This window comes from Runella sp. R0.1_18, assembly GCF_057652155.1.
In genome coordinates, this window is sequence record NZ_JBYFCK010000002.1 from 34,499 (window position 1) to 58,461 (window position 23,963).

General features: G+C 45.8%; 20 protein-coding genes. 8 read left to right on the forward strand and 12 right to left on the reverse strand.

Annotation, left to right across the window (positions count from 1 at the left end; translation table 11 throughout):
- Positions 1 to 26: 26 nt before the first annotated feature.
- The 3 genes from AC23P2_RS03030 to AC23P2_RS03040 all read left to right on the forward strand — a co-directional run bounded on the left by AC23P2_RS03030 (position 27) and on the right by AC23P2_RS03040 (position 4,502).
- The gene (locus AC23P2_RS03030) at positions 27 to 329 is read left to right on the forward strand and encodes a DUF4286 family protein (RefSeq protein ID WP_487771823.1); all 303 of its coding nucleotides are present in this window, start codon (positions 27 to 29) and stop codon (positions 327 to 329) included.
- A 65-nt stretch (positions 330 to 394) separates the two neighbouring features.
- Positions 395 to 2,755 (forward strand): penicillin-binding protein 1C, encoded by a 2,361-nt coding sequence (gene pbpC, locus AC23P2_RS03035; RefSeq protein WP_487772255.1) that lies wholly within the window; start codon positions 395 to 397, stop codon positions 2,753 to 2,755.
- 139 nt (positions 2,756 to 2,894) lie between these two features.
- Entirely contained in the window at positions 2,895 to 4,502 is a 1,608-nt protein-coding gene (locus AC23P2_RS03040) for an ArnT family glycosyltransferase (RefSeq protein ID WP_487771824.1), read from the forward strand.
- 83 nt (positions 4,503 to 4,585) lie between these two features.
- Here AC23P2_RS03040 and AC23P2_RS03045 read toward each other — a convergent pair whose 3' ends face one another.
- From AC23P2_RS03045 to AC23P2_RS03085, 9 genes are all read right to left on the reverse strand, one after another.
- Positions 4,586 to 5,092, reverse strand: a complete 507-nt coding sequence (locus AC23P2_RS03045; RefSeq protein ID WP_487771825.1) for a DUF3299 domain-containing protein — start codon at positions 5,090 to 5,092, stop codon at positions 4,586 to 4,588.
- A 61-nt stretch (positions 5,093 to 5,153) separates the two neighbouring features.
- Entirely contained in the window at positions 5,154 to 6,092 is a 939-nt protein-coding gene (locus AC23P2_RS03050; protein ID WP_487771826.1) for a fasciclin domain-containing protein, read from the reverse strand.
- Positions 6,093 to 6,196: 104 nt separating this feature from the next.
- On the reverse strand, positions 6,197 to 7,177 hold the full coding sequence (gene hemB / locus AC23P2_RS03055) for a porphobilinogen synthase (protein WP_487771827.1): 981 nt from the start codon (positions 7,175 to 7,177) through the stop codon (positions 6,197 to 6,199).
- Positions 7,178 to 7,213: 36 nt separating this feature from the next.
- The gene (locus AC23P2_RS03060) at positions 7,214 to 8,056 is read right to left on the reverse strand and encodes a CPBP family glutamic-type intramembrane protease (RefSeq protein WP_487771828.1); all 843 of its coding nucleotides are present in this window, start codon (positions 8,054 to 8,056) and stop codon (positions 7,214 to 7,216) included.
- Positions 8,057 to 8,349: 293 nt separating this feature from the next.
- Positions 8,350 to 9,264: a PfkB family carbohydrate kinase gene (locus tag AC23P2_RS03065; RefSeq protein WP_487771829.1), complete on the reverse strand. Its 915-nt coding sequence runs from the start codon at positions 9,262 to 9,264 to the stop codon at positions 8,350 to 8,352.
- Between the two features lie 107 nt (positions 9,265 to 9,371).
- Positions 9,372 to 10,067: a tetratricopeptide repeat protein gene (locus AC23P2_RS03070; RefSeq protein ID WP_487771830.1), complete on the reverse strand. Its 696-nt coding sequence runs from the start codon at positions 10,065 to 10,067 to the stop codon at positions 9,372 to 9,374.
- Positions 10,068 to 10,243: 176 nt separating this feature from the next.
- Positions 10,244 to 12,688 (reverse strand): GumC family protein, encoded by a 2,445-nt coding sequence (locus AC23P2_RS03075; protein ID WP_487771831.1) that lies wholly within the window; start codon positions 12,686 to 12,688, stop codon positions 10,244 to 10,246.
- Positions 12,689 to 12,712: 24 nt separating this feature from the next.
- Complete coding sequence (locus AC23P2_RS03080; RefSeq protein ID WP_487771832.1) at positions 12,713 to 13,453, reverse strand: tyrosine-protein phosphatase; 741 nt, start codon at positions 13,451 to 13,453, stop codon at positions 12,713 to 12,715.
- A gap of 6 nt (positions 13,454 to 13,459) precedes the next feature.
- Complete coding sequence (locus tag AC23P2_RS03085) at positions 13,460 to 14,236, reverse strand: polysaccharide biosynthesis/export family protein (protein ID WP_487771833.1); 777 nt, start codon at positions 14,234 to 14,236, stop codon at positions 13,460 to 13,462.
- Between the two features lie 75 nt (positions 14,237 to 14,311).
- Between AC23P2_RS03085 and rnhB the strand changes: the two genes are divergently transcribed.
- Positions 14,312 to 14,887: a ribonuclease HII gene (rnhB, locus tag AC23P2_RS03090; protein ID WP_487771834.1), complete on the forward strand. Its 576-nt coding sequence runs from the start codon at positions 14,312 to 14,314 to the stop codon at positions 14,885 to 14,887.
- Between the two features lie 128 nt (positions 14,888 to 15,015).
- Positions 15,016 to 16,302 carry a serine hydroxymethyltransferase gene (locus tag AC23P2_RS03095; protein WP_183974361.1) on the forward strand — a complete coding sequence of 429 codons (1,287 nt, stop codon included), beginning with the start codon at positions 15,016 to 15,018 and terminating at the stop codon, positions 16,300 to 16,302.
- A gap of 229 nt (positions 16,303 to 16,531) precedes the next feature.
- On the opposite strand, the gene AC23P2_RS03100 is transcribed toward AC23P2_RS03095, so the two are convergent.
- Together AC23P2_RS03100 and AC23P2_RS03105 are read right to left on the reverse strand one after the other, a co-directional pair.
- Entirely contained in the window at positions 16,532 to 17,254 is a 723-nt protein-coding gene (locus AC23P2_RS03100) for an RluA family pseudouridine synthase (RefSeq protein ID WP_487771835.1), read from the reverse strand.
- A 70-nt stretch (positions 17,255 to 17,324) separates the two neighbouring features.
- Positions 17,325 to 18,227 (reverse strand): LysR family transcriptional regulator, encoded by a 903-nt coding sequence (locus tag AC23P2_RS03105; RefSeq protein WP_487771836.1) that lies wholly within the window; start codon positions 18,225 to 18,227, stop codon positions 17,325 to 17,327.
- 119 nt (positions 18,228 to 18,346) lie between these two features.
- Here AC23P2_RS03105 and AC23P2_RS03110 point away from each other — a divergent pair, with 119 nt between their 5' ends.
- The 3 genes from AC23P2_RS03110 to AC23P2_RS03120 all read left to right on the forward strand — a co-directional run bounded on the left by AC23P2_RS03110 (position 18,347) and on the right by AC23P2_RS03120 (position 21,241).
- Positions 18,347 to 19,975: an NADP-dependent glyceraldehyde-3-phosphate dehydrogenase gene (locus tag AC23P2_RS03110; protein WP_487771837.1), complete on the forward strand. Its 1,629-nt coding sequence runs from the start codon at positions 18,347 to 18,349 to the stop codon at positions 19,973 to 19,975.
- Between the two features lie 169 nt (positions 19,976 to 20,144).
- The gene (locus AC23P2_RS03115; RefSeq protein WP_487771838.1) at positions 20,145 to 20,750 is read left to right on the forward strand and encodes an NAD(P)H-dependent oxidoreductase; all 606 of its coding nucleotides are present in this window, start codon (positions 20,145 to 20,147) and stop codon (positions 20,748 to 20,750) included.
- A 152-nt stretch (positions 20,751 to 20,902) separates the two neighbouring features.
- The gene (locus AC23P2_RS03120; protein WP_487771839.1) at positions 20,903 to 21,241 is read left to right on the forward strand and encodes a HigA family addiction module antitoxin; all 339 of its coding nucleotides are present in this window, start codon (positions 20,903 to 20,905) and stop codon (positions 21,239 to 21,241) included.
- A gap of 137 nt (positions 21,242 to 21,378) precedes the next feature.
- On the opposite strand, the gene AC23P2_RS03125 is transcribed toward AC23P2_RS03120, so the two are convergent.
- On the reverse strand, positions 21,379 to 23,877 hold the full coding sequence (locus tag AC23P2_RS03125; protein ID WP_487771840.1) for a glutaminase family protein: 2,499 nt from the start codon (positions 23,875 to 23,877) through the stop codon (positions 21,379 to 21,381).
- Between the last annotated feature and the right edge of the window lie 86 nt (positions 23,878 to 23,963).

The following is a 23,963-nucleotide window of genomic DNA, read 5'->3' on the forward strand; positions in this document are numbered from 1 at the left end:
ACAATTAAAACAAAAAAAACGCAAATATGATTCTGTATAGCGTCACAGTAAACATTGACCCAGCCATCGAACAAGACTGGTTGAAGTGGATGAAGGCAATACACATGCCCGAAGTAATGGCAACAGGACTACCCGAAGGCAGCAAATTGCTTCGCTTACTTACCGAAATTGAGAGTGAAGGAATCACGTATTCCTGTCAATACTATTTTCCATCAATGGAGGCTTATTTTACGTATCAACAACTTCACTCATCGGAGCTTCAACAGAAACACCACGACCGTTACGTTAATAAGTACGTGTCATTTAGAACGCTTCTGGAAGAAGTTTAACGCTGTTTTTTGTCATGCCGAATGCCTCTAAAACCACCAAACAGTTGTTGAAAAGTGCCCTGGGCATGACAAAAAAATGGGCTTTTTGGCTTCCTTCAAGCCTTATTTTGTTGTTTTTCTTGATTGATTTAACCTTCCCTTTTCGGGTAAATCCTCGCTACTCAACGTTGGTGACGGCATCAGACGGTACAGTGCTGCATGCCTTCCTCAACGAAGAAGACAAATGGCGACTCTACACCGAACTCGACGAGATTACGCCCCTACTTCGCCAGACCATTCTCCAAAAAGAAGACCGTTATTTTTACTACCACTTTGGCATCAATCCCGTGTCGGTAGGTAGGGCCTTGGCTAAAAACCTCACCACGGGACGACGAACTTCGGGGGCATCCACCATTACGATGCAGGTGGTGCGCCTACTCGAACCCCGAAAACGGACGTACGGGAGCAAAATCATTGAGATGTTGCGAGCGCTACAACTGGAAGCGCACTACTCCAAAGACGAAATTTTACAGTTGTACCTCAACCTGATTCCGTACGGCAGCAACGTCGAAGGCATTAAATCAGCCTCGATGTTGTACTTTGGAAAATTGCCCCAAGTGTTGAGTTTAGCCGAAATCACGACGCTGACAATTATCCCCAACCGTCCTTCTAGCCTACGTTTGGGGCGTAAAAACCCCTACATCGTACAAGAACGAAACAAATGGCTGCAACGCTTTGAGAAAGCGGGGTTGTTTGAACCACAGGTGATTGAAGACGCCCTGCGCGAACCTCTCCAAGCCGAGCGTCGGGAAGCACCCAAATTGGCCCCACACTTGGCGATTCGTTTACGGAAACAATATCCTCAACTCCCCATCGTCCGAAGTAGCCTCGTCCCTGCGCGCCAAACCCAAGCCGAGCAGCTCACCCGCAACTACGTGAATCGCCTGCGAAGCATGAACATCCATAACGCGGCGGTGGTAGTGATCAACAACGAAACCATGAACGTAGAAGCCTACGTAGGTTCGGCCGATTTTAACAACCCCTACGACGGCGGTCAAGTGGATGGAGTACGGGCGGTACGTTCGCCAGGTAGTACGCTGAAACCCTTGCTGTACGCCGTGGGGTTTGATAAAGGATTGATTACACCGAAGACGACCCTCAACGACGTTCCGACCAATTTTGGCGGCTTTGAGCCCGAAAATTTTGACCGACGGTTCAATGGCAAAGTGACCGTTGAGTTTGCCCTCGCCAACTCCCTCAACATCCCCGCCGTAAAAGTCCTCAGCGACCTTACCCCAGGGGTATTGATTGAGTACTTGAAAAAAGCTGACTTTCAGACGGTCAAAAAGCAATCAGCAGGATTGGGCTTGTCGATGATTTTGGGGGGCTGTGGCGTTACCCTCGAAGAACTGACTCGTCTTTTTGCGGCCTTTGCGCACGAAGGACAATTAAGGGGGCTGCATTATACTGTGGAAGACAAAGTAAAGATAACCTCACCCCCTGCCCTTCTCCTTTCAGGAGAAGGGAGCAAAAAAGCTAATACCCTGAAGGACAAAACTATCCGTGCGGAAGAGCAATTAATTTCTCCAGAAGCCACATACCTTATCAACAACATCTTAACGCAAGTAACGCGCCCCGATTTGCCCAATAACTTTGATAATACCTACCATTTGCCGCGCATTGCGTGGAAAACGGGTACTTCGTACGGCAAAAAAGACGCTTGGAGCATTGGCTACAACCGCCGTTTTACGGTAGGGGTATGGGTGGGGAACTTTTCGGGAGCGGGCGTTCCTGAGCTCAACGGCGCTAATATTGCCACCCCTCTGTTGTTCGATATCTTTAACACCCTCGACTATAATTCTCCCACGGGTTGGTTCAAATCAGCCCCTGACGTTGTTCGCCGAAAAGTGTGTGCAGAAAGCGGCGACGTACCGAGCGAGTTTTGTACGCACCAACTCCTCGACTACGCCATCATGGGCGTGTCACATACGCGCAAGTGTCAACACTTAAAATGGGTGTTTACCGACCCGACGGGACAGCGTTCGTACTGTACGGAGTGCCTGCCTGATACTGGTTACGCCAAAAAACTGTACCCCAATCTTGCCCCCGAGCTGATAGCGTACTACGAACTTAACCGCGTTCCTTACGTCAAAATCCCGCCGCATAATCCTGCGTGTACGCGGGTATTGGAAGTAGGTGCTCCAATTATCACTAGTCCCAACGACGGCAGTGAGTATTTTTTAGAAGGGCAACAATTACAACTCGCTTGCCAAGCAGCCAACGACGTGAAAGAGGTGTATTGGTACCTCAACGACCGTTTGTACCAGAAAACCTCCCCGCAAACGCCCCTTTTTGTAACTCCTCCCTTAGGCAACGTAAAAATCTCGTGCAGCGACGACAAAGGGCGAAATACTGATATTAGGATTAAGGTAATTGCCGTAAACTGATAGGTAGTAGCAGAGAATAGACAATGAGTGGCTATAAGATTTGGCTCCTCTGGAGCAATAAATAGTCGCTTTTATTGTAACGATGTAGTTGTAACCGAAGATGGTATCTTTGTACACTTGTTAACAAATCACATAAAGAATGAAAATAACCAATTGGCAAGTCATTGCTTTTTTTAGTGCCTATCTCCTACTCGGCTTGGCCACGTATAAAGACTACGGTATTTCGTTTGATGAACCAATCAATCGGGCCAATGGGATTGTTTCTATCCAATACGTGGGTGAGAAATTGGGGTTTTTAGCGCCCAGCAAAGATATTCCCAAGTTGCAGGAGTACTATGATAGAGACTACGGGGTGGTGTTTGACATCCCGCTGGTCATTGGCGAAAAAGCCCTCGGCTACAACTCCGACGACAAAAGCCAACAACTGTACCACTACCGTCACTTGATGACCTTCTTGGTTTTCTTCCTCTCTACGCTCTTTTTTTACGCCACCGCCGCCAGCATTTTTACCAACAAATGGCTTCCGTGGCTGGGAACGTTGTTTTTGATGCTAAGTCCGAGGATATTTGCCGAGTCTTTTTACAATAGCAAAGACATCGTTTGTCTTTCGGCTTTTATCATTAGCACCTATTTTTTGCTCCAATTCCTCAAAACCTACGCTTGGCGTCACTTGCTGCTGTTTAGTATTTGTTCGGCCATTGCCATCAATATCCGCCTTACGGGCATCATCATTCCTGCTATTGCGCTGGGTTGGGGCGTGATAGATGGATTTCGTTTACGGGAAAAATCTGGCGCCATCGCGCTCAAATTAGGCGTTTATGTCGTGCTTACGGCAGCGTTTACGGTGATGTTTTGGCCGTTTCTGTGGGAGGCTCCGCTGGCCAACTTTCAGTTTGCCCTTGCCAATATGAGTAAGTTTCGGGCCAACATCGAGGTGTTATTTTTTGGCGAGAGAATGATGGCGATGGGGCTACCGTGGTATTACATCATCGGGTACGTCGTCATTACCACTCCACTTCTTTACTTGGTGCTGTGGATACTGGGGGTGGCAAGCATCCTAAAAGACAGCGTAAAACGATTCTCGGCGCTTTGGGACAACTTTGAACCTTGGCGTACGCAACTTACCTTCTTGGTGATAAGCGTCGCTCCGTTTGCGCTAGTCATTTTGCTAAATTCTACGCTGTACGACGGCTGGAGACAGCTCTATTTTACCTACGGCGCGTTTCTGATGATTGCCTTATATGGCTTAAATGAGGTTTTTGAGTGGGGGAAACGGCAGCCGTTGGTGTTGAGGGTTAGTCAAGCCATCGTACTCGTGCAATTGGTCCTAATTGGCGGGTGGATGGTCTTCAACCATCCGTTTCAGCAAACATACTTCAATGTGTTTGCGGGCCAGCCCATCGCTAAAAACTTTGAAATCGACTACTGGGGTTTATCGTACAAACAAGGGTTAGAATGGATTGTCCAACACGACAAACGACCGCACATTAAGGTCATTGCCAACCTGACGCCAGGGGTTTATAATCGAATGATGTTGGATAAATCGGAGCGGGAGCGACTAGATTGTATTTACCTAAAACCCTCCGTGCGAGACACGTCGAAGCGCGCCGACTTGGAGTGTGATTATTTTATCACAGAGTTTCGTTATCGGTCAGATGCTTCACCCTACACGAAGGAGTTGTACAATATTAAAGTGGATGGGAACACTATTTTGGCCGTGTACGATGGACGTCAATTGGCTCGGTAAGTGGAAAGAAGATTTGTTAGTACTCAAAGAAAAGCCCCTGAAACGTAATGCTTCAGGGGCTTTTCTTTGAGTGTTTTAGGATTCTATTCGTCGGCAATTTCTGCGCCGTCGATGTTATAGTTCAATTCGTAGATGTTATCAGCGTTTAGTTTTAGAATACCACGCATCGTATGACGCTCGTCGGTCTTAAACTTACGGCCATTTTTCTTGAACTTCAACCCTACTACCGACTCAGGCCCTGCGCCTCCGCAGAAGAAACAAGCACTGAATGGGAAAGCCGACAAAGCGTATAGGTTCGACTCGGCGTCGATGGGAAGTACATAACCCGTCAACAATATTTCTTTTCCATTGAGTTTATTAATGTTAGGCCCAAATGTTGGGTATAACATATAAACAGACTCTTCGGGATACCATTTTTTCTTAAAAGTCACATCTCGGAGTGTTTCCCAAGAAATTTTCACGGGGTTGTTTCCCGAAAGTGCGCGGTACCGAAACTTCGCCCCTCCTTCATTTTGCTCGGAGGTTTGATTAGTTATAAAGCCCGTAAAAGCAACGGCGCTAATCAGAATAGCAACTACAAGACTTTTCATGCGTTCGTGGATGAATTGACAGTACGTTCAATACAATTTTTTACAAATTTACGTTCCCGCCTCACGGAATCAAAACTTTATCTATCACATGAATAAGTCCGTTGGTGGCCGTGATGTCGGTTTTGGTAATATTTGCAGGCTGAGTCGGGTTTGCCCGCCCTGTAATCGTCAACCCCGTTGATTTGGAGGCAAGGGTTGCCGTGTAAGAAGCGTCGAACATGTTCAAGGTAGAATTTCCCATAAAACTTGAAAAAAGCCGACTCAACATGATGTGATACGACACAATTCGCGCCAAAACAATCGGGCTAGTGGCGTTGATTTCTGCTTGCGAAAATTTCCCCGCAATCATGGCTTGATTAGTGGGTAAAAACATCGTGTAAGCAGGGTCAACGGGAAAAGAACCTAATGTATCGGCATAAAATGTAGCTAGACGAGGGTCGCCCGCAATGGCACGCCGCGTTGCCTGACGAAACAGGCTAAAGTCGGGGGTATTTTTGATGATTTGGGCCAACGACTGCGTGGGAATTGGAATCACCCTATTGATAATATGTATCACCCCATTATTGGCCTGAATGTCTGATTTAACGCTTTTGCCCTGATTGAGGTACGGCACCCCATCAGGATTTGATAAAAACAAGCGTGCGTTGGACATCATTTTTACGGGGTTGTTCAGCCCAAATGGCATCGACTCTACAGGCAGTGATGAGGTAATGACGTGGTTGGTAATCAGGGCACGGACTTGCTCAGGAGGAAGGGAAGTGATGGCTCCCGCATCGGCGTAGCCTGAAGCTTTAAACCCCTCGTCGTTGGGCGCAAACAACGTAACGGTACTGGTTTTAAACGCATCTTGAAGCCCCGCGTGGCTAATGGCCGCCCGCAAAATAGTCAAGTCGGCTTGGTCTATCAATACGTCGGAAATGCTCTTGGGCTGAGGATCATCTTCTTTACAACCGACCAAACCCACAATCAATAACATCAAGCCCCCAATGAGTTTTTTCATCTTTCTAATGTATGTTTATAGCTGAGAGTAAAAAGCCACACCCGTTTACAGCCGAGGATGTGACTTTTCACAAAACGTATAGAAAAGGCGAAAATTGTAGTGCTTTACGCTTGTAGCAACGCAAATTCTTTAGCAAAGTACGTGAGGATAATCTTGGCTCCCGCTCTCCGAATCGACATGAGCGTTTCTAACATAGCCCGATCGCCGTCGAGCCAGCCGTTTTGAGCCGCCGCCTTAATCATCGCATACTCGCCCGAAACATTGTAGGCCGCAATCGGCAAATCAAAGTTTTGGTTCAACGTCTTAATGACGTCCAAGTACGCTAATGCAGGTTTGACCATCAAAAAATCAGCCCCTTCTTGGTAATCGAGTTCCGCTTCTATGAGGGCTTCGCGTACGTTGGCAGGGTTCATTTGGTACGTTTTTTTGTCACCAAAACGGGGTGCCGAATCAAGCGCGTCGCGGAAAGGGCCGTAAAACGCACTGGCGTACTTGACCGAATAGGACATGATACTCACGTCCGTAAAACCTTCAGCATCAAGCGCCTCACGAATGAAACCTACGCGACCGTCCATCATGTCGCTGGGGCCAAGAATGTTGGCTCCTGCACGTGCTTGGGCAACCGCCATTTTGGCCAAGATGTCGAGGGTTTCGTCGTTGAGAATTTTTCCATTTTCAACCAACCCATCGTGCCCATCGCTGCTGTAAGGATCCATGGCGACGTCGGTCATCAACGCCAACTCAGGAAATTTGTCTTTGATGGTTTTGAGCGCATCAAGATACAACGTTCCTTCGCGGTAGCTTTCGGTGGCGTATTTGTCTTTTTTATCCTCGGGGTAATTCGGGAATAAGTCGATGCACTTAATGCCCAAATCAGTGACCTCTTTCAGTTCTTCCAAAAGGGTATCGAGCGAGTGGCGGTAAATGCCTGGCATCGATTTTACTTCGCTCCGTACGCCGCTTCCTTCCACGATAAACATCGGGTAGATAAGGTCGTTGACGGATAGGGTAGTTTCTTGCGCAAGCGCACGAATGGCCGCCGATTGGCGATTGCGACGAGGGCGACGAGTAATGGCGTAATTCATGAACTGATTTTTGATTTTGAGCAATAAATTGTATTTCTAAGAGAGTTCGGTCCGATGCGATAGTATATATAACAATCCAGGTATCAGATTGTTGAGTGCGTGGAGTGCCATACTATACCCAATTCCATAGCGCATTCGAATGTAACCCCAAAAAAAACCTGAACATAGCTGAGGCAGTGTCAGTAATGGGACCAGCAGGTAATGAAACAGGGTTATATTGTCGAAATTACTGAGATGAATAAATCCGAAGGAAATGGACGAGAAATAATAGATCCAACGAAAGTGTTTTTTGAATCTTGGATAAAGCCACTCTATTATAGATGCTTGACGTATTACCAAAACGAACGTTGGCATAAATAGCACACAAGATGCAATAGCCAAGACAATATAAGTATTAAATTGAAACCATGAGGATAGGACTGGTAAAGCTAAATATGCTCCTACAAGACCAATCATGAAAGCTAAATTAAAGGGAGAGAGCCGTAGCGATAATCTAAAAATCCCTTCTTCTATAATTGGGGCAAATATTACCAAGAAAAACAGTGTTTGGTAAGGCGTACTATACACATGGTCTCGATGAAAATTGAGAGAAGTTAATTGCTCTATGAGTTTGGCTAATGTAACTGAAATAATCGTTACAAAAAGAGTAATTCCAAAATTTACTCTAAATAACTGCCATAGCCAACGCAATGGCGTTATAGAAACAGGAACTGCATGGTCGGTATAATAAGGCTGCCGAAGAAAAGCCCAAAAGCGAAGGATGATTATAAGGGAAGTACGATTTCTAAATAGTTTCTTAAAAATCCATCTAATAAGTCCTACCCCTATCAGTAATAGGAAGAGGTAGGTTATTATTTCTGAAAGAATTTCCCGTTTCATCGCCTGGCAAGTAACGATTTTTGATAAATACCTTCTAATAGAAAAGCCCCGATAGAAGAGAAGTAATTACTCTTATAAATTGGGTGTACGAATAAATGCAGGATTTAGTAGGATTCCTTTTAAAACACGTAGGGCACAGTTAGAATAAACACATAGTAAACAAAGAAATCAGCCCGACGCATCGACCTTTAGATTTGTGTGCTATGTAAAAATTTTATGTGGTCTATGTGTTTAATTTTGCTAATCACCTGCAAAGTTTCGTACACCCCTTATAAATATATCGGGACTAATTATTAAATATGGAACGATGACAAGAGCACAAACTCTTGCACACGCGCGTCGATTTCGGCTTGCGTAAGGTCGATGATGCGCTCAGGGCCAAATTTCTCCACGCAGAACGACGCCATGGCCGAGCCATACACAATCGCGCGTTTCATGTTGGCAAAGCTGATGTCATCGGTACTTGCCAAATACCCAATGAAGCCACCTGCGAAGGTATCACCAGCGCCCGTTGGGTCAAATACTTCTTCCAACGGCAACGCTGGGCAGAAGAATACTTCGTCGCCTTGGAAAAGGAGCGCGCCGTGTTCGCCTTTTTTGATGATAAGGGTTTTAGGCCCCATCGCCATGATGGTTTTTGCCGCACGGCGCAACGAGTAGTCGCCCGAAAGCATTCGCGCTTCTTCGTCGTTTACCGTCAAGCAATCTACTTTCGCAATGACGGCTTTGAGGTCTTCGAGGGCAATGTTCATCCACAAGTTCATGGTATCAAGCATCACAAACTTTGGACGGTTATTGAGGCGATCCAATACCGCCATTTGAAGCGCTGGCACCATGTTGCCCAACATCAAGTAGGTACAATCTTGGTAAGAAGCAGGGATAACAGGGTCAAAATCGCCAAATACGTTGAGCTGTGTATCCAACGTATCGCGGCTATTCATGTCGTTATGGTATTTACCCGACCAAAAAAATGTTTTTCCTTCTGGTTTGATTTCCAATCCTTCCGTGTTGACACCGTGTTTTTCTAAGGTCTCAATCATTTCTTTTGGAAAATCACCGCCCACAACCCCGATAATGTTGTTCTTTTTGGTGAAGTACGAAGCAGTCAGCGTGATGTAAGTAGCCGCGCCACCTACAATTTTATCGGTTTTTCCAAAAGGGGTTTCGATGGCATCAAAAGCAACCGACCCAACGGTTAGCAAACTCATAGTTTTCGTTGTTAATCAGTAAAAAAATAGATGATTGTATTGTTCTAAAAAAGAAAAGGATAAAGCCATAGCAGCCTTATCCTTTTCCTTAATTTTCCATATTGTACTTATTCGGCAGCGCTTTCGAGGAAACCTTTAAATTTCTTCGCGTTTAGCACTTCTGACGATTGAGGATATTTCTCAATCAGCTGGCTATATACTTCAATCGCTTCCGTGTTTTTCTTTGCTTTTTCGTAAGCCACACCAAGCTTAATCATGTATGAAGGTGTAAAATACGCATTTGGCTTATAATCAACTGCTTTTTGGTAGTAGCTGATGGCATCCTCAACGCTATTTTTTTCCATGTAAGCGTCACCAATCAATGAGTAAGCACGGGCTTGAACCAACAAATCAGACGAGCTGAAAGACTTCAAACGCTCAATGGCTTCATCAAATTTGCCTTGCTTCAAAAGAGCTGCACCTGCATAAAATTGTGCAAGGTTACCTGCTGGTGTCGCACCGTATTCGTCAGCAATAGCCGCCAAACCTGGGTTACCTGCGCTTCCTTTGAGTGCTTTATTAAGCGAATCGGATTCAAAGGCAAAAACAGGAGCGTACAAAGCAGCTTGAGCTTGCTCATCTTGGCTACTTACGTAATAGTTATATCCGAACCATCCTGCTAATGCAACGACAATTGCTCCCCCCGCAATGACGAAGATATTGCGGTTTTTTTCGATGCTTTTTTCAAACTTGGTTAACTCTCCTGCCAAACCTTCTGGGCTCTCTAAAAAATCAAGCCCCGAATCTGTGTCTTTATTGCTCATTACTATTGATTTTCAAATTGGAGTGCAAAATTAGGAAAACTCTTGAAACTCAAAAAGAACTCAGCTATTTTTTATACGGATTGAGCGCCTATTTAAGTGACTTTGTTCTTTTGCTCGACAACAACAGTGCCAAAAATTTCGTCAGAACAAAAAAACAGCCAAAATCTGCGCATTCTCTAGCGTTCTTTTTTTACCCAACGAATCATTTTTCGCCAAATAGATTTGGATGGCGTCTCGTTGTGGTAGTAATTATTTTTCTTGCCGTAGTAATCGTAAGTCTGCTTGTAGCTGTAACCGTAGCCTTTCGACGAATAATAAGCCGCTGGCATGAGGTTGGCGTAGAGGTCATCTTTGTAAAAATCATTGATGATAACGCCCACGTTTTTAATTTTATATTCTTCCGCAATTTGGTTGACCAACAAATACGATTCTTTGTTCGAGTACAACCAACGGATGATGTAAATCACCAAATCGCTTTTCTTCAACAAAGGAACGTTGTCCGACACCAAACCAACGGGAGCCGTATCCACCAACACAAAATCATACTCTTGCTGAGCACTGGCAACAAATGCCTCAAAGCGCTCATTTTGAATAAGCTCAGTCGGGTTAAAAGGCGAAGGCCCCGCAGGAATAAAGTCGAGGTTTTCGATGACCGAATGGTGTATCGTCTGGTGAAAATCATCTACTTTTCCCGACAGGTACGTGCTAAGCCCAATTTTGTTGTTGTGGTTAAAATAACGGTGCATGTTCGACCGCCGCAAGTCCGACACAACCACCAGCACTTTTTTCCCAATTTTGGTCAAAGACGTCGCCAAATTTAGCGTCACAAACGATTTACCTTCGCCCGAAAGCTCTGATGTAATCACCAACAATTTTCCTTGCTGACTTGGGACGTCGGTCAAAAAGCTAAGGTTGGTACGAATGCTGTTGACCGATTCAGAAAACAACGAACGGTTTTCCAGAAAATGCAGCAAATCTTTTTCGTTTTGGGAGATTTTGTGCGGAAATCGCTGAATGAGTCCCAGCAAATTGACGTGCTCGGCAGCGCCAATTTTGGAAATTTCGGTAAATTTTCCGTTGGCAAAACGGGCCAAAAAGATTGAACCAAACCCAATCAATAACCCCAAAACGAGCGACACCGAAATAAGGCGCGGCGCTTGTGGGTAAATTTGATACGCATAACTGCGGGTAAGTACCGTAAACGACGGTAAAACACCCGCTTTTACAATCGAGGTTTCAATCTCTTTGTTAATCAACAAAAGGTATATTTTTTCGTTAACATCACGGTCATTTTGAAGGTACCCCAGCTCGCGTTCTACCGATGGCAAGGCATTCATTCGGCTTTTAATTAGCGCCAAATTCTGGCTGATAATGCCCAGTGTACTCTCATTTTTTTGGCGCTGTACCTTGATGTTGGCGAGAATCTGCTCCCGCACGCGGTCAATCTCGTCGTCGGCAGTTTTTACAATCGGATTATTGACACTCAGGTTTTTACCAATGATATAAGCTTTCCGATCAAGAATAAGGCGATTGAGATCTGAGACTAACTTGAGAAGGACACCGTCGCTGGTACCATCAAGTCCTAAACTACCCACATTGACGGGCTCAAAACGATTGCTCAGGCTTTGTTCGAGCAAATTAATGTACGATTTTGCAATTTCTAGGGTGTTTTTTTGGGCTTCAAGTTGGGTCATTTGCCCCATTACGTCCGACATGGAAGCTTGCAAACTAGGCACCGAACTGCGTTGTTTGTACCGTTCTAACTCCGACGACGCTTTTTGAAGTGCCGTCGCGTAGATTTTGATTTGTTCCTGAATAAAATTAATCGTCAAATTGGACGACCTCTTCTTTTGTTCAAGGTTATATTCTTCGTACGATTCAATGAGTTTTTGAAGAAAATCTTGCGTAAACTGTCGGTTGTAGTACGAAAAGGACACGTTTAAAATGGGCAAACTCGCTCCTTCTTCGGTTACTTTAATCCCGCCGTCAAGGCGCCCACGCAGGTCGTTAAGGTCGTTATAAGAAAATACATAATCCTGAGAAAGCCTTTCGACAGATTTGACACTGAACGAAAGTCCCCGTACCGAAACTAGGGTATCTTTCGATAAATCGAAGGTTAGGTTTTCCGTTTCGTCTTTGGTCTTATAGGTGATTAGGCCAGACTGTTTGATTTCAAAAAGCCCAAACTGAAACTTACTGTGGTCGTAAGAGATAATCTGTGCCGTAAAAGGCTGATATGGATACACGTCATCGTGACGAAAGGTAAGTTCACGATAAAAAGTAAACGGATAATTGAGCTTTTTAATCGCCCCGTTGATGACTTCTTCCGATTTGATGACATACAGTTCGGTAAGGTACTCTAAATTAGATTCATCAGACTGAATGAGGCGGTTAAGTTCGTCGAGCTCGGTTTGTTTATCATTGTACTTTAACACCATCTCGGCCATGTAACGCGGATGGGCCACTTGAAGAAAGATAGCACATCCGCCGACGGTCAAAACCAAGGCACCAATCACCCAATACCAACGACTTAGAATGACTTTAAGAATCCGCTTAACGTCAATGTCGGCGGATACTTCAGTGTATCTATCTTGTGATTGGCTCCAGTTTCCGTTTTGCATAATAGCTGTTTCCCTCTAATTTGTTTACCCCAAACGATTGAGCAAAGGTAATTGTTGTAACGTGTCAAAGTGTGGGTTTCGCTCCAAATCCTTCAATTTTTGTAAGTGATGAAGCCCGTGTGCATCGGTACCAAATGCCTCATAATACCCTTTTTCCATCAATTGTTCGGCCGCTTTTCGTTCTGCCGAACCATACTGCCCCACCAACGACAGCAAATTTAGCTGAAAAGAAACCCCTCTGTTTTTTAGACTTTGCCATTCCCTCGGCTTGCCGTGCCAGTATCGGTAGCGCTCGGGATGCGCGAGCAAGGGCGTGTATCCTTTTTGTTGAATTTTTTCAATCAGTTTGTGCCCCCAAAGGCTAGGCGCTTGCATCGAAAATTCAAATAGAATATACTGCCCCTCGATGGGTAACAGCTGATTTTCCTGAATGAGTTGGACAAAATTTTCGTCAGCATAATATTCCGCCGATGCTTCCAGCACCAAAGGAAGCGAATGGGTTTCAATGAGTGCGTTGGTTTTTGCGGCGGCAGCTTGGATAGTTTCAATGGTATTTTTGAAATAATCGGCCCGAACGTGGGGCGTAGCCACAATTTTCTTGATGCCTAATTGTACGTACTCCTGCAACATTGCCAAGGTCACGTTTTCGTCGGGCGCACCGTCGTCAATGCCAGGAAGCACGTGGCAATGCCAATCACTTTCCATGAAATCGAGTGAAAAAGGAACCGTTGCGCTAGAAGATTTTTTCTTAAAAAACGAAAACATCTGCTGCTATTTAAGTGTAAGGTACAATCCTAAAACAACCGCAACGGCGTTAAGTCCAATGACTACTGGCGACAATATACTAGAGAATCTTTGGTTTTTAACAATCCGAAGGCTCCACTTAGAAGGCGGGACAAACACGTAATCTCCGTCAAAAACGGGAATATTAGCCACGGCGGGGTCGCCAAGGTTGCGGATGTCATAATTGACTTCTTGCTGCACGCCTGAGCGTTTCCGAATCAGTTTGATGGTTTTATCGGCCGTTGCAAAATCAATCCCTCCCGACATGGCAATGACCTCTCCCAAGGTCAATTTTTCATTTTCAAGATAAATCATGCCTTGTCTCCCTACTGAGCCTAATACCCTGATTTGTAGGTTAGAAATCTCAATGTCAAAAATGGGCTCGTTGATGAGGTTTTTATAATACTGTTCTATGGCCTTGGTGGCGTCCGTTTTGGTCAGTCCCGCCACTTTGACGCGCCCCACCTGTGGTAAAACGATTTGGCCATGGCGGTCAACGGTAATCAAATAGGCAGAAGCCCCTGCCTGTCCTGACGACATGGACGTAGAGGCCACGGCGATGTTGCCACTTTGCGGGAAAATAATCTCAAGCGCGTTGAGGCTTCGGATTCGCAAACGATCCCCAGGTTTAAGACGGTACTCTGTCGTATCTGACAACAACTCAGGCTGACTACCAATCATCTGAGTGGTTTTTGTGGTATCTGAGGTATTTTTTTGGGCGTAAAGAGGGCCACAAAAAAGAAGAAGCAAAACGATAAAACGCATAGCAAAAAATAGCGAGGAGGGATAACCTCGAAACAAAAATACGTAAATTGCCCGCCTGTCCAAAATACCCGATGTATGCTAAAACCTTTCTACCATGCAGAACTCACCGAAGCGGGCCTCGACGAAGTGGGGCGGGGCTGCCTAGCGGGGCCTGTGGTAGCAGCGGCCGTGATTCTTCCCAAAGACTACTCCAACGAACTGCTCAACGACTCGAAGCAGTTGAATAAAAAGCAACGAGAAACCCTGCGTAACGACATACAAGAGGCCGCCTTAGCGTGGGCCATCGCCGAAGTATCTAACGAAGAAATTGACAAAATTAACATCCTTAAAGCCAGCTTTTTGGCCATGCACCGTGCCGTTGATCAATTGGCGCTACGCCCCGAGCATTTGTTGGTGGACGGAAATCGCTTTACGCCTTATCCGTTTTTACCCCACACCTGCATTGTAAAAGGAGATGCCAAATTTATGAGCATTGCGGCGGCCTCAGTACTGGCCAAAACCTACCGCGACGACCTCATGGAGCGTTTGGCGGTTGAGTTTCCTCACTATGGTTGGGAAAGAAATGTAGGCTATCCTACGCCCGTGCATCGGGCAGGCATTCGGGAGTTTGGCCCCTGTTCTTACCATCGAATGTCGTTTCGATTGTTGTAAATCAGCCCAGTACCCTACAAAATTCTAATTTTCTCAAGCTTGGGTGTGTCTATGTGGTTCGGAAGCAGTACCTTTGCGGAAAATTTCTTCCAAATCGTATTTTGTATCATCCCAAAATCGTACATACAATGGTTTCTACCACGATTGCCCGCGACACCCAAATTTTTGATTTAATCGCCAAAGAACACCACCGCCAAGAGTCTGGAATTGAGCTGATTGCTTCTGAAAACTTTACTTCTCCGCAAGTAATGGAAGCACAAGGAAGCGTATTGACCAACAAATACGCCGAGGGCCTTCCAGGCAAACGCTACTACGGTGGATGCGAAGTGGTGGACCAAATCGAACAAATTGCGATTGACCGCCTCAAGGAGCTGTTTGGTGCTACGTGGGCAAACGTGCAGCCGCACTCGGGAGCACAGGCAAACACGGCCGTTTTCTTGGCATGTTTGCAGCCTGGCGACAAAATTTTAGGTTTTAACTTAGCACACGGTGGGCACTTGACGCACGGTTCGCCTGTGAATATTTCGGGTAAATACTTCCAGCCGTTTTTCTACGGTGTAGAACAAGAATCTGGTCTTATTGATTGGGACAAAGTAGAAGCTACAGCTTTGAAAGAGCGCCCTAAAATGATTATCTGCGGGGCGTCTGCTTATAGCCGCGACTGGGACTATATTCGCTTGCGCGCCATCGCCGACCAAATCGGCGCGTTGTTGTTGGCTGATATTTCTCACCCAGCAGGTCTGATTGTCAAAGGTTTATTGAACGACCCATTGGAACATTGCCACATCGTTACTACTACTACCCACAAAACACTTCGTGGGCCTCGTGGTGGGGTAATCATGATGCGCAACGATTTTGAAAACCCATTTGGCCTCAAAACACCAAAAGGCGACATTCGCTCGATGTCTTCGTTGTTGGATTCTGGCGTTTTCCCTGGTACACAAGGCGGGCCACTTGAGCACGTGATTGCAGCCAAGGCCGTCGCTTTTGGCGAAGCGCTTAGCGATGACTACACCGAATACGCTCACCAAGTACGCAAAAATGCCCAAGCAATGGCGAAAGCATTTGTCGATAAAGGTTACAAAATCATCTCAAACGGCACCGATAACCACTTGATGTTGATTGACTTGAGCAGCAAAGGTTTGACAGGTAAGTTGGCCGAAAATACGCTTATCAAAGCCGACATTACGGTGAACAAAAACATGGTTCCCTTCGATACAAAGTCGCCGATGGTTACGTCGGGAATGCGTGTAGGTACGCCTGCCATGACAACCCGTGGTTTGAAAGAAGCAGATATGGAGCGTATCGTGGATTTGATGGATACGGTATTGATGAACGCTGAAAACGAAGCAAAAATCGACGCCGTAAAACAAGAAGTAAACAACTGGATGGCAGAAGTGCCTCTTTATAAGTAGTTTTTTCGGTTTCCTGTTTGAAGGTTTACTGTTTGGGGTTTACTGTTGGAGGTGTTCACAACCTCAAACCCTAAACAGCAAACCCCAAACCCTAAACAGGAAACCGAAACATTTTGTCACCTCGACGAAGGAAAGGTCTATCACTTCGTCGTATGCCGACAAAAAAGTGCCTATGGTTTAGATACCTCCTTCGTCGGTATGACAAACTTCGTCGGTATGACAAAAGCTGTTAACTATTCTTCTCCAACAGCTTCACCAATACCCCAAAATCCTTAGGATAAGGGGCTTCGATGACAACTGTTTCGTCGTTCATAAGCCTGAATGTGAGCGAAAAGGCGTGTAAAGCTACGCGCTGAATGATGGGCAACTCTTCTGCATCTTTCTTCAAATTGTAATTCCGTTTCAATTCTGACAAATAAACAGTTGCTCCGCCGTAGGTAGGATCGCAAACGATTGGCGCTTTGAGGCACTGTAAATGCACCCGAATTTGGTGCATTCGACCCGTAATGGGGATACATTCTACCAACGTATGTTTCCGAAATGCCTGTTTTGTAAAGAAAACGGTTTCGGCTGCTTTTCCATTTTGACGGTCTATTTTCACGGCAGTACCATCTTTGAGCGGCGCAATGGGTAAAAATACCGAGATACTGTCAAAATCGTGTACACCGTTGGCAACAGCATGGTAACGCTTGGTAACTTCACGGTACTCAAACTGCATGGCGATGTGCCGATATGCCGCAGGATTTTTGGCAATAGCCAACACGCCCGACGTTTCTTTGTCGAGGCGGTGGGCAACTTGGGCATCATGGCTGTATTCTTTGGCCATGCGCAAAATACTTATCGACTTATCAGCGGTACGTTCGTTGATGGTAGCGACGTGCGGAGGTTTATTGATAACGATGTAGTCTTCGTTTTCAAACAATATGAGGTCTTTGAACTCGTAACGGAGCATATTGGGACGTTTTTTTCACTTAGAAGAACAAAACAACAACAATTCTGTCATAATTCCTTGAACGAGTTAGTTACGCCTCACTAAATTCGCCTTTCAATAGGGTTTCGATACGGGCGATTGGTGCCGCCTGTAAGCTATTCTTTCTTTTCCCAAAATAAAGGGTGTTTGTGACTTCGGTGTAGCCTCGCCAGAGCAGGGTAATGTCGCCTTGCTTGAGGGCCTCGTGGCAGATAAAGTGTGGCAAAACGGCCAAGCCTTTGCCCACCGATAAACAACGAATAATGGAAAACTTATTGGGGACAATATAATTGGGAACAAACTCGGGTTGGGTCTCAAAATTAGCTTCCCAAAACCGACTCAGCAGCTTCATATCGGAGGCGGTATTGTACCAGATTTGTTCGCCAAACCAATCCAACAACGCTTCTTTGTTATTCAAATTGAGGGTTTGCCAGTCGGTCAAATCCGTTTTTTTCCCCGCTACCACCACCAACTGTTCCGTCGTAAACGCCTCCCATTCGATGTTGAGGGCATTTTTCTTTTGGGAGGACAATACCAAATCAATCACCCCGTTTTCCAGCGCATCAATCAGCTTTTCGCTTTCGCCAAATTGCATAATTAAGTTAAAATCCAATTCGGGAATATGCTTTTCTAGCGCCTGCTGAAACGTTTCTACGCACATTCCCATGCTCACCGTCGGGCGGTCTTTGCCCGATTTTCGGCGAAAACGGCTTTCAATATCTTCCAACACATTGAGCGAATGTTGCATCTGTTGGTATAAAAGATGCCCCCTTTCGGTAGGTATCATTTTTCTGGCCGTTCGCTCAAACAGGGCATATCCTGTGTAAGATTCTAGGGCATTGAGGTGAAGCCCAACCCCAGGCTGAGACACAAAAAGCTGCTTAGCTGCCCCACTCAGCGTTCCTGTTTCGTAAATTGCTTTAAAGGTGCGAAACCACTCTAAGTTTGTTTGCATTTATAATTTTTCTGATATTAATACAAATATACTATAAATAAAAATATATATAAATGCTTTAGAACCCAGCTTAAACGGTTGTTGTTACCTAATTGAAAAGAGACTAAAACATCTATCTCATGCCAACAACAGCCCACCTCCCCTTCTCTCCCATTTTTAAAAGAGAAGATGCCATTCCCCAAGAATTTAGATTAGAAGAAGTACACCAGCGAGAATACCTCTTAAACGGTGAACTTGTCCAGTGGGATGGCCCCGTTACGTCTATTTATTCGCCAGTTTGCATTCCAACCGACAATGGTTTGGAACGTAAACTTTTGGGAAGTATTCCGCGTACTTCGCCTAAAGAAGCCTTGGAAGCGTTGGATGCCGCTGTCAATGCCTACAACAATGGGCTGGGCGAATGGCCTACGATGACCGTCGGCGAGCGGATTAATTGTATGCAGAAGTTTGTTTATTTGATGATTCAACAGCGGGATTTAGTCATCAAACTATTGATGTGGGAAATCGGGAAAACGCTAGCCGACGCCACCAAAGAGTTTGACCGTACTGTCGATTACATCAACGATACGATTGACGCCCTCAAAGACCTCGACCGCGAATCGTCGCGTTTTCAAGAAGCCGAAGGAACCATTGCCCAAATCCGCCGAGCGCCGCTGGGCGTGGTACTGAGCATGGGACCTTTTAATTATCCGTTAAACGAGATATTTACTACGCTCATTCCTGCCCTGATTATGGGCAACACCATTCTTTTCAAACTTCCAAAACATGGGGTACTGGCGCACTATCCTTTACTCAATGCCTTTAAAGAAGCTTTCCCCAAAGGAACCGTCAACACGCTGTACGGAAGAGGGTCAGAAATTATTTCGCCCATTATGGAAAGCGGGAAGGTAAATGTATTGGCTTTTATTGGCTCAAGTAAAGTAGCCAACGGCCTAAAAAAATTGCACCCAAAAGTCAACCGCCTCCGCGCTATTTTGAGCCTTGACGCCAAAAATGCGGCCATTGTCACCAAAAATGCCAACATCGACGTGGCCGTAAACGAGTGTATCCTTGGGGCGCTTTCGTTCAACGGGCAGCGTTGTACGGCGTTGAAGCTCATCTTTGTACAAAAAGAAATCGCCACGGAGTTTGTTGCAAAACTCAATGCAGCCGTCTCGGCCTTAAAACCAGGCTTACCTTGGGAAAATGGCGTCAAAATCACGCCCCTACCCGAAGAAGACAAACCCGATTATTTAAAAGCGTGCATTGACGATGCGATTGCGCACGGGGCAAGTGTCCAGAACGAAAACGGAGGCTATACCGAAGCGTCGTTTGTGTTTCCAGCGGTGGTGTATCCCGTCAACAATCAAATGAAACTCTACCACGAAGAGCAGTTTGGCCCCGTTATTCCCGTCGTTCCTTTTGAAACCATCGACGAACCCATCGACTACCAAGTCAATGCCTCGCACGGAATGCAGGTAAGTATTTTTAGTGAAGACTCCAAGGAAGTGGCTCAGTTGATTGATTCTTTTGTCAACCTTGTCAGCCGCGTCAATATCAACTGTCAGGCGCAAAGAGGCCCCGACGTATTTCCTTTCACGGGGCGCAAAGACAGCGCCGAAGGAACACTTTCGGTTTTTGACGCGCTTCGTTCCTTTTCGATTCGTTCGTTGGTAGCCACCAAATTGACCGAAAGTAACAAGGTGTTGCTAAATACCATCGTGCGAGACCACGATTCTAACTTTTTGAGTACTGATTACATTTTTTAAGGTTTTCTAGTTTTACCCGCAGATGTACTTGCTTGCGCACAGTTGGCAAATGTCTGCGGGTAAACTATTTTTTATATAATATTATTTATACGTTTCTATAATTTGTATTATTTTTATTACATATACCCTTCAAATACCTTTGCATTGTCATTCACAACACCGAAAAACAATGCAAAAAATATTGGTTATCAACGGCGGAAAAACGTTTGCCCATTCGGGTGGCCGCCTCAACACTACCCTTACCGAGTGGGACAGTGAATTTTTTACCCCTGAAAATGGCTTTGAATTAAAAATCACGCAGGTAGGAGCAGAAAACTACGACGCCAACGAAGAAGTGGAGAAATTTGTGTGGGCCGACGTCGTCATCTATCACTTCCCCATTTGGTGGATGTACCTTCCTTTTTCTTTGAAAGAATATTTCGATAAAGTACTTACGGCTGGACATCGGAAGGGACTGTATTACAGCGACGGACGAAAGGCCAGTAACCCCGAACGAAACTACGGAACGGGCGGCTTGATGCAAGGAACTCGCTACCTAGTCACTACGACTTGGAATGCTCCTAAAACTGCTTTTACGCTGCCCGAAGAGTTTTTTCAAGGCCGAAGTGTCGATGATGGCGTGTTGTTTCCCTTCCACCGCATGAATGCTTTTTGTGGACTAGAACCGCTGCCTAGCAAGCATTTTCACGATGTTGAAAAAAACGGCTCGCCTGAGCTGACTGCTTCGTTCAAAGTAGAGTATTTTGAGCACCTTCGTACTGTGTTTGGGAAGTAAAAACAGTTAGCCTTTCCAAGTTTCAAAACTTGGAAAGACTTTTTTGGTATTTATTTCTTCAATTTCGTCTTGGCAAATATGTTTTTTTGTTTTATAACATACTATGTTATAATTTTACCACATGATTGTTTAGTTTAATCTGTAGGTTTATCATGAAGAAAGCAAGTGAATTAATACCTTCGGAAACTACTCATCCAGGAGAGCTACTGGCAGACGAATTAGAGGCAAGAAATCTGACTCAGCAAACCCTCGCCACTCAAATGGGGGTAAGTCAAGCGATTATCAGCCAATTATTAAACAAAAAACGAAGAGTATCACTTGAGATGGCCTTACGGTTAGAACAAACCTTGGATATTTCAGCTGAATTTTGGTTGAATCTACAACGCCAATACGATCGTGTAACAGCCTACCACAATGCCCAAAGGTCAATCCGAAAACTTAACCTTCCCGAGCCTCGTCAAATAAAGTTGTTAGAAGCAATGTTGGGATAGCTGCGACATCTTATCTCTCGATGGAGCTTTGTTTCGTTACTTGCGCTTCTCTGGAGGATTTCTAAATACGTTTAACCTTAGCTTTGAAAAACAGTTAGTCTTTCCAAGTTTTTGAAACTTGGAAAGACTAATCTTCTCTACTTCCCTTTTTCCAAACGCTCTGCCAGCATTTTGATAAAATACCCTCCTACCACTGAGCGAGCCTGAAAACCTACCTGCTTGGCGTTGGTAGTTTCGTGCCAATCAGAAAGTGGTACGCGGGTTGGGGTTTCGTTGGCATATTTCCATACGGGGTCAACCAACGCTTTAAAATCGGCGTCCGAATCAGCCATGGTTGCCGTCCACACAATCCAATCCGACTTGGTGTACGTCTTGCGGCTGTCGAGCGGAAGACCGTACGCTTGTTGTTTTTTGAGGTAAAACGCGATTTCCTTTTGCGCAACTTCTTTCGGAAACACGTTCAAACCGAGCAATTTATCCCAAACAATGTTGTATTTCTGGCTCCAACTTCCTGCGGTTTTGTCGAACGTAAGTGCATAGTGGTCACCGTCGGCACTCATCTCCATCCAACGGCGGGCCAAGGTGCGCGCCAACGTAAAATGCTCATCGGCTAGTTTTTGCTCACCCAATTGCGCAGCCATTTGAGCGTAACACGCAATTCCAACAATGGCCTTTGCCGACAAGTTAACGTTACGCGCCAAGTGCCCCGCAAAGTCATCGGTACAAAGTTGGTTGGCAGGATCGAAACCGTCGCGTTTTAAGAACTCCACCCATTTGGTCAACATCGGCCAGTGTTCACGCGCAAAGCTTGGATTACCGTCCATTTTTACCGAAGCCGCCGTCAAAATCATCATATTTCCTGCTTCTTCCACGGGCATATCTTCGCCGTAAGTTTGGCCGTTGGCAAGCGGATACGTACCAATATCGTGCGCAGGGAAGTCTTTTTTCCAACGTCCCGATTCGCTATAATCAAAAATGAAGCGCAGTAACCCTTTGGCCAATTCGTTGTTGTACAACAAAAACATCGGAGCCGATGGATACGTTACGTCCACCGTTCCAATCGACCCATTCGAGAAGTTTTCTTTCGACAAAAAGAACACTTCCCCCTTCGGCCCTGCCACGATTTTGTGGGCTGAAATCGCTTGTCGGTAGGCCAATTGGCACAAATCAGCGTACGATTTTCCACCCGCTTTGGTCGCGTCATCGTACATTTTTTTATCGAATGCCGTGCTTTTAGTGACCAAACGTTGGTAGTCTGTCTCGGCGGTTTGTAACGTTTTCAGCATGGTCGTAGCAGGGTCGCGGCGCCACCATCCACGGAGGTTTTGACCAAAATACTGTACCGAATACACATCATCGTAGCCCAAAAGCAAGTGTTTAGCCGTGGTTTTTCCCGAAACATTGCCAAAGTTTACGACCGTCGCCATGGCCAACTCGCCCGCTGTTCCTGAGACCGTCGAAGAAGTAGCCGTCAATTGACCTTTTGCTTTAAAATCGTTTTTCAATTGGTCAGGATTCCCCGTCACCACACTGCTTGCCGCATCAGGCACGGCCAAGTACGCATAGCCCCAGTCGATGCGGATGTTATCACCTTTTTTACCCAACACAGGCTGCTCTTTGGTTCCTACGGACGCATAAACGAGCTTGCCGTCTTTCTTGGTTTCGGCCACTACTTCTTGCGAAGGCACGTTGGTAGCGACCAAGGCCGATTCGCCAAAATACACTTGTACCGAGTGGGGTTTATTGTCCAACGAACGCGTGGAGAACGTCACATAACTTACGGGACGAGCGGCTACTTCCAATTCATCCATCAACAGGGGCGACAAGAAGTTAACGTCCAATTCCACAGGCCCTGCGGTAAATACATAACTGGTTTGGGTCGCCGTGACGGTGGCTTTCTTTTGCGTAGCTGTGACCGCCTGCGCCGTAGGAACGACACTTACCAACCCTACATCCACAAACGACTCCCCGATGGGGCTAATGCAATGCACCGCCAACACGTTACGCCCCTTACGAAGCGCCTTCTGGCCTTCGGCCGAAAGCGGAGAATGGATGTATTCGCCTGCACAGCAAGGCTTTGTGAAGATACGCGTACCGTTGAGGTACACCGTCACATCGTCGTCGTTGATAAGGGTCAGCAAAAGCTTAGAAGCATCCACTTGCCCGTCGTAGTTAAACTCGCGACGGATAAAAATTCCGTCTTTGTCAATTTTTCCATTGTGAAACGGTGTACGCGAAGCAGGCGAGTCACCAAAAGGACCCGAGCCCGTTTTCCAGCCTTGGGGAACAAAATCAGGTTGTTCCCAGCCCGCCGATGGCTTCACTGTAGTATAAAGCGCTTCGTACGGTTTGTTTTCGCCCGTTGGCAACAATGCTTGGTATAAAGTTGGAGGAGCTCCTAAAAACTGATACGACTTGCCGTCCACCCGAACAATGCCTTCGAGCGAATGCGGACGCCCCGTCCAGTGGCGAGTGGGGCCTTCGGTCAATTGGTCGGTGTTGCTCCAAATACTAAAATAAGGATCATGCGTAACAAGTGGGTACGAAGGCGGACGTAGCGTCTGTGCGACTGCGTCCGTCAGGGAAAGGCATCCACTCAGGGCAAGTAACAAGATGGCGGGTTTGTTGTTAAACATACAGTGATGATTAATGAATTTGAGAGGTTAATTTAATATATACCAAAAGGAGAGGTGATGCTTGCTCTACCAGAAACTGCTTATGT

Coding starts and splice junctions, on each gene's coding strand:
- pbpC (WP_487772255.1), top strand. CDS start 395: ATGACAAAAAAATGGGCTTTTTGGCTTCCTTCAAGCCTTATTTTGTTG.
- AC23P2_RS03100 (WP_487771835.1), bottom strand. CDS start 17,254: ATGCTCCGTTACGAGTTCAAAGACCTCATATTGTTTGAAAACGAAGAC.
- AC23P2_RS03120 (WP_487771839.1), top strand. CDS start 20,903: ATGAAGAAAGCAAGTGAATTAATACCTTCGGAAACTACTCATCCAGGA.
- AC23P2_RS03070 (WP_487771830.1), bottom strand. CDS start 10,067: ATGAGCAATAAAGACACAGATTCGGGGCTTGATTTTTTAGAGAGCCCA.
- AC23P2_RS03085 (WP_487771833.1), bottom strand. CDS start 14,236: ATGCGTTTTATCGTTTTGCTTCTTCTTTTTTGTGGCCCTCTTTACGCC.
- AC23P2_RS03060 (WP_487771828.1), bottom strand. CDS start 8,056: ATGAAACGGGAAATTCTTTCAGAAATAATAACCTACCTCTTCCTATTA.
- AC23P2_RS03115 (WP_487771838.1), top strand. CDS start 20,145: ATGCAAAAAATATTGGTTATCAACGGCGGAAAAACGTTTGCCCATTCG.
- hemB (WP_487771827.1), bottom strand. CDS start 7,177: ATGAATTACGCCATTACTCGTCGCCCTCGTCGCAATCGCCAATCGGCG.
- AC23P2_RS03125 (WP_487771840.1), bottom strand. CDS start 23,877: ATGTTTAACAACAAACCCGCCATCTTGTTACTTGCCCTGAGTGGATGC.
- rnhB (WP_487771834.1), top strand. CDS start 14,312: ATGCTAAAACCTTTCTACCATGCAGAACTCACCGAAGCGGGCCTCGAC.
- AC23P2_RS03075 (WP_487771831.1), bottom strand. CDS start 12,688: ATGCAAAACGGAAACTGGAGCCAATCACAAGATAGATACACTGAAGTA.
- AC23P2_RS03050 (WP_487771826.1), bottom strand. CDS start 6,092: ATGAAAAAACTCATTGGGGGCTTGATGTTATTGATTGTGGGTTTGGTC.
- AC23P2_RS03105 (WP_487771836.1), bottom strand. CDS start 18,227: ATGCAAACAAACTTAGAGTGGTTTCGCACCTTTAAAGCAATTTACGAA.
- AC23P2_RS03045 (WP_487771825.1), bottom strand. CDS start 5,092: ATGAAAAGTCTTGTAGTTGCTATTCTGATTAGCGCCGTTGCTTTTACG.
- AC23P2_RS03080 (WP_487771832.1), bottom strand. CDS start 13,453: ATGTTTTCGTTTTTTAAGAAAAAATCTTCTAGCGCAACGGTTCCTTTT.
- AC23P2_RS03030 (WP_487771823.1), top strand. CDS start 27: ATGATTCTGTATAGCGTCACAGTAAACATTGACCCAGCCATCGAACAA.
- AC23P2_RS03065 (WP_487771829.1), bottom strand. CDS start 9,264: ATGAGTTTGCTAACCGTTGGGTCGGTTGCTTTTGATGCCATCGAAACC.
- AC23P2_RS03040 (WP_487771824.1), top strand. CDS start 2,895: ATGAAAATAACCAATTGGCAAGTCATTGCTTTTTTTAGTGCCTATCTC.
- AC23P2_RS03095 (WP_183974361.1), top strand. CDS start 15,016: ATGGTTTCTACCACGATTGCCCGCGACACCCAAATTTTTGATTTAATC.
- AC23P2_RS03110 (WP_487771837.1), top strand. CDS start 18,347: ATGCCAACAACAGCCCACCTCCCCTTCTCTCCCATTTTTAAAAGAGAA.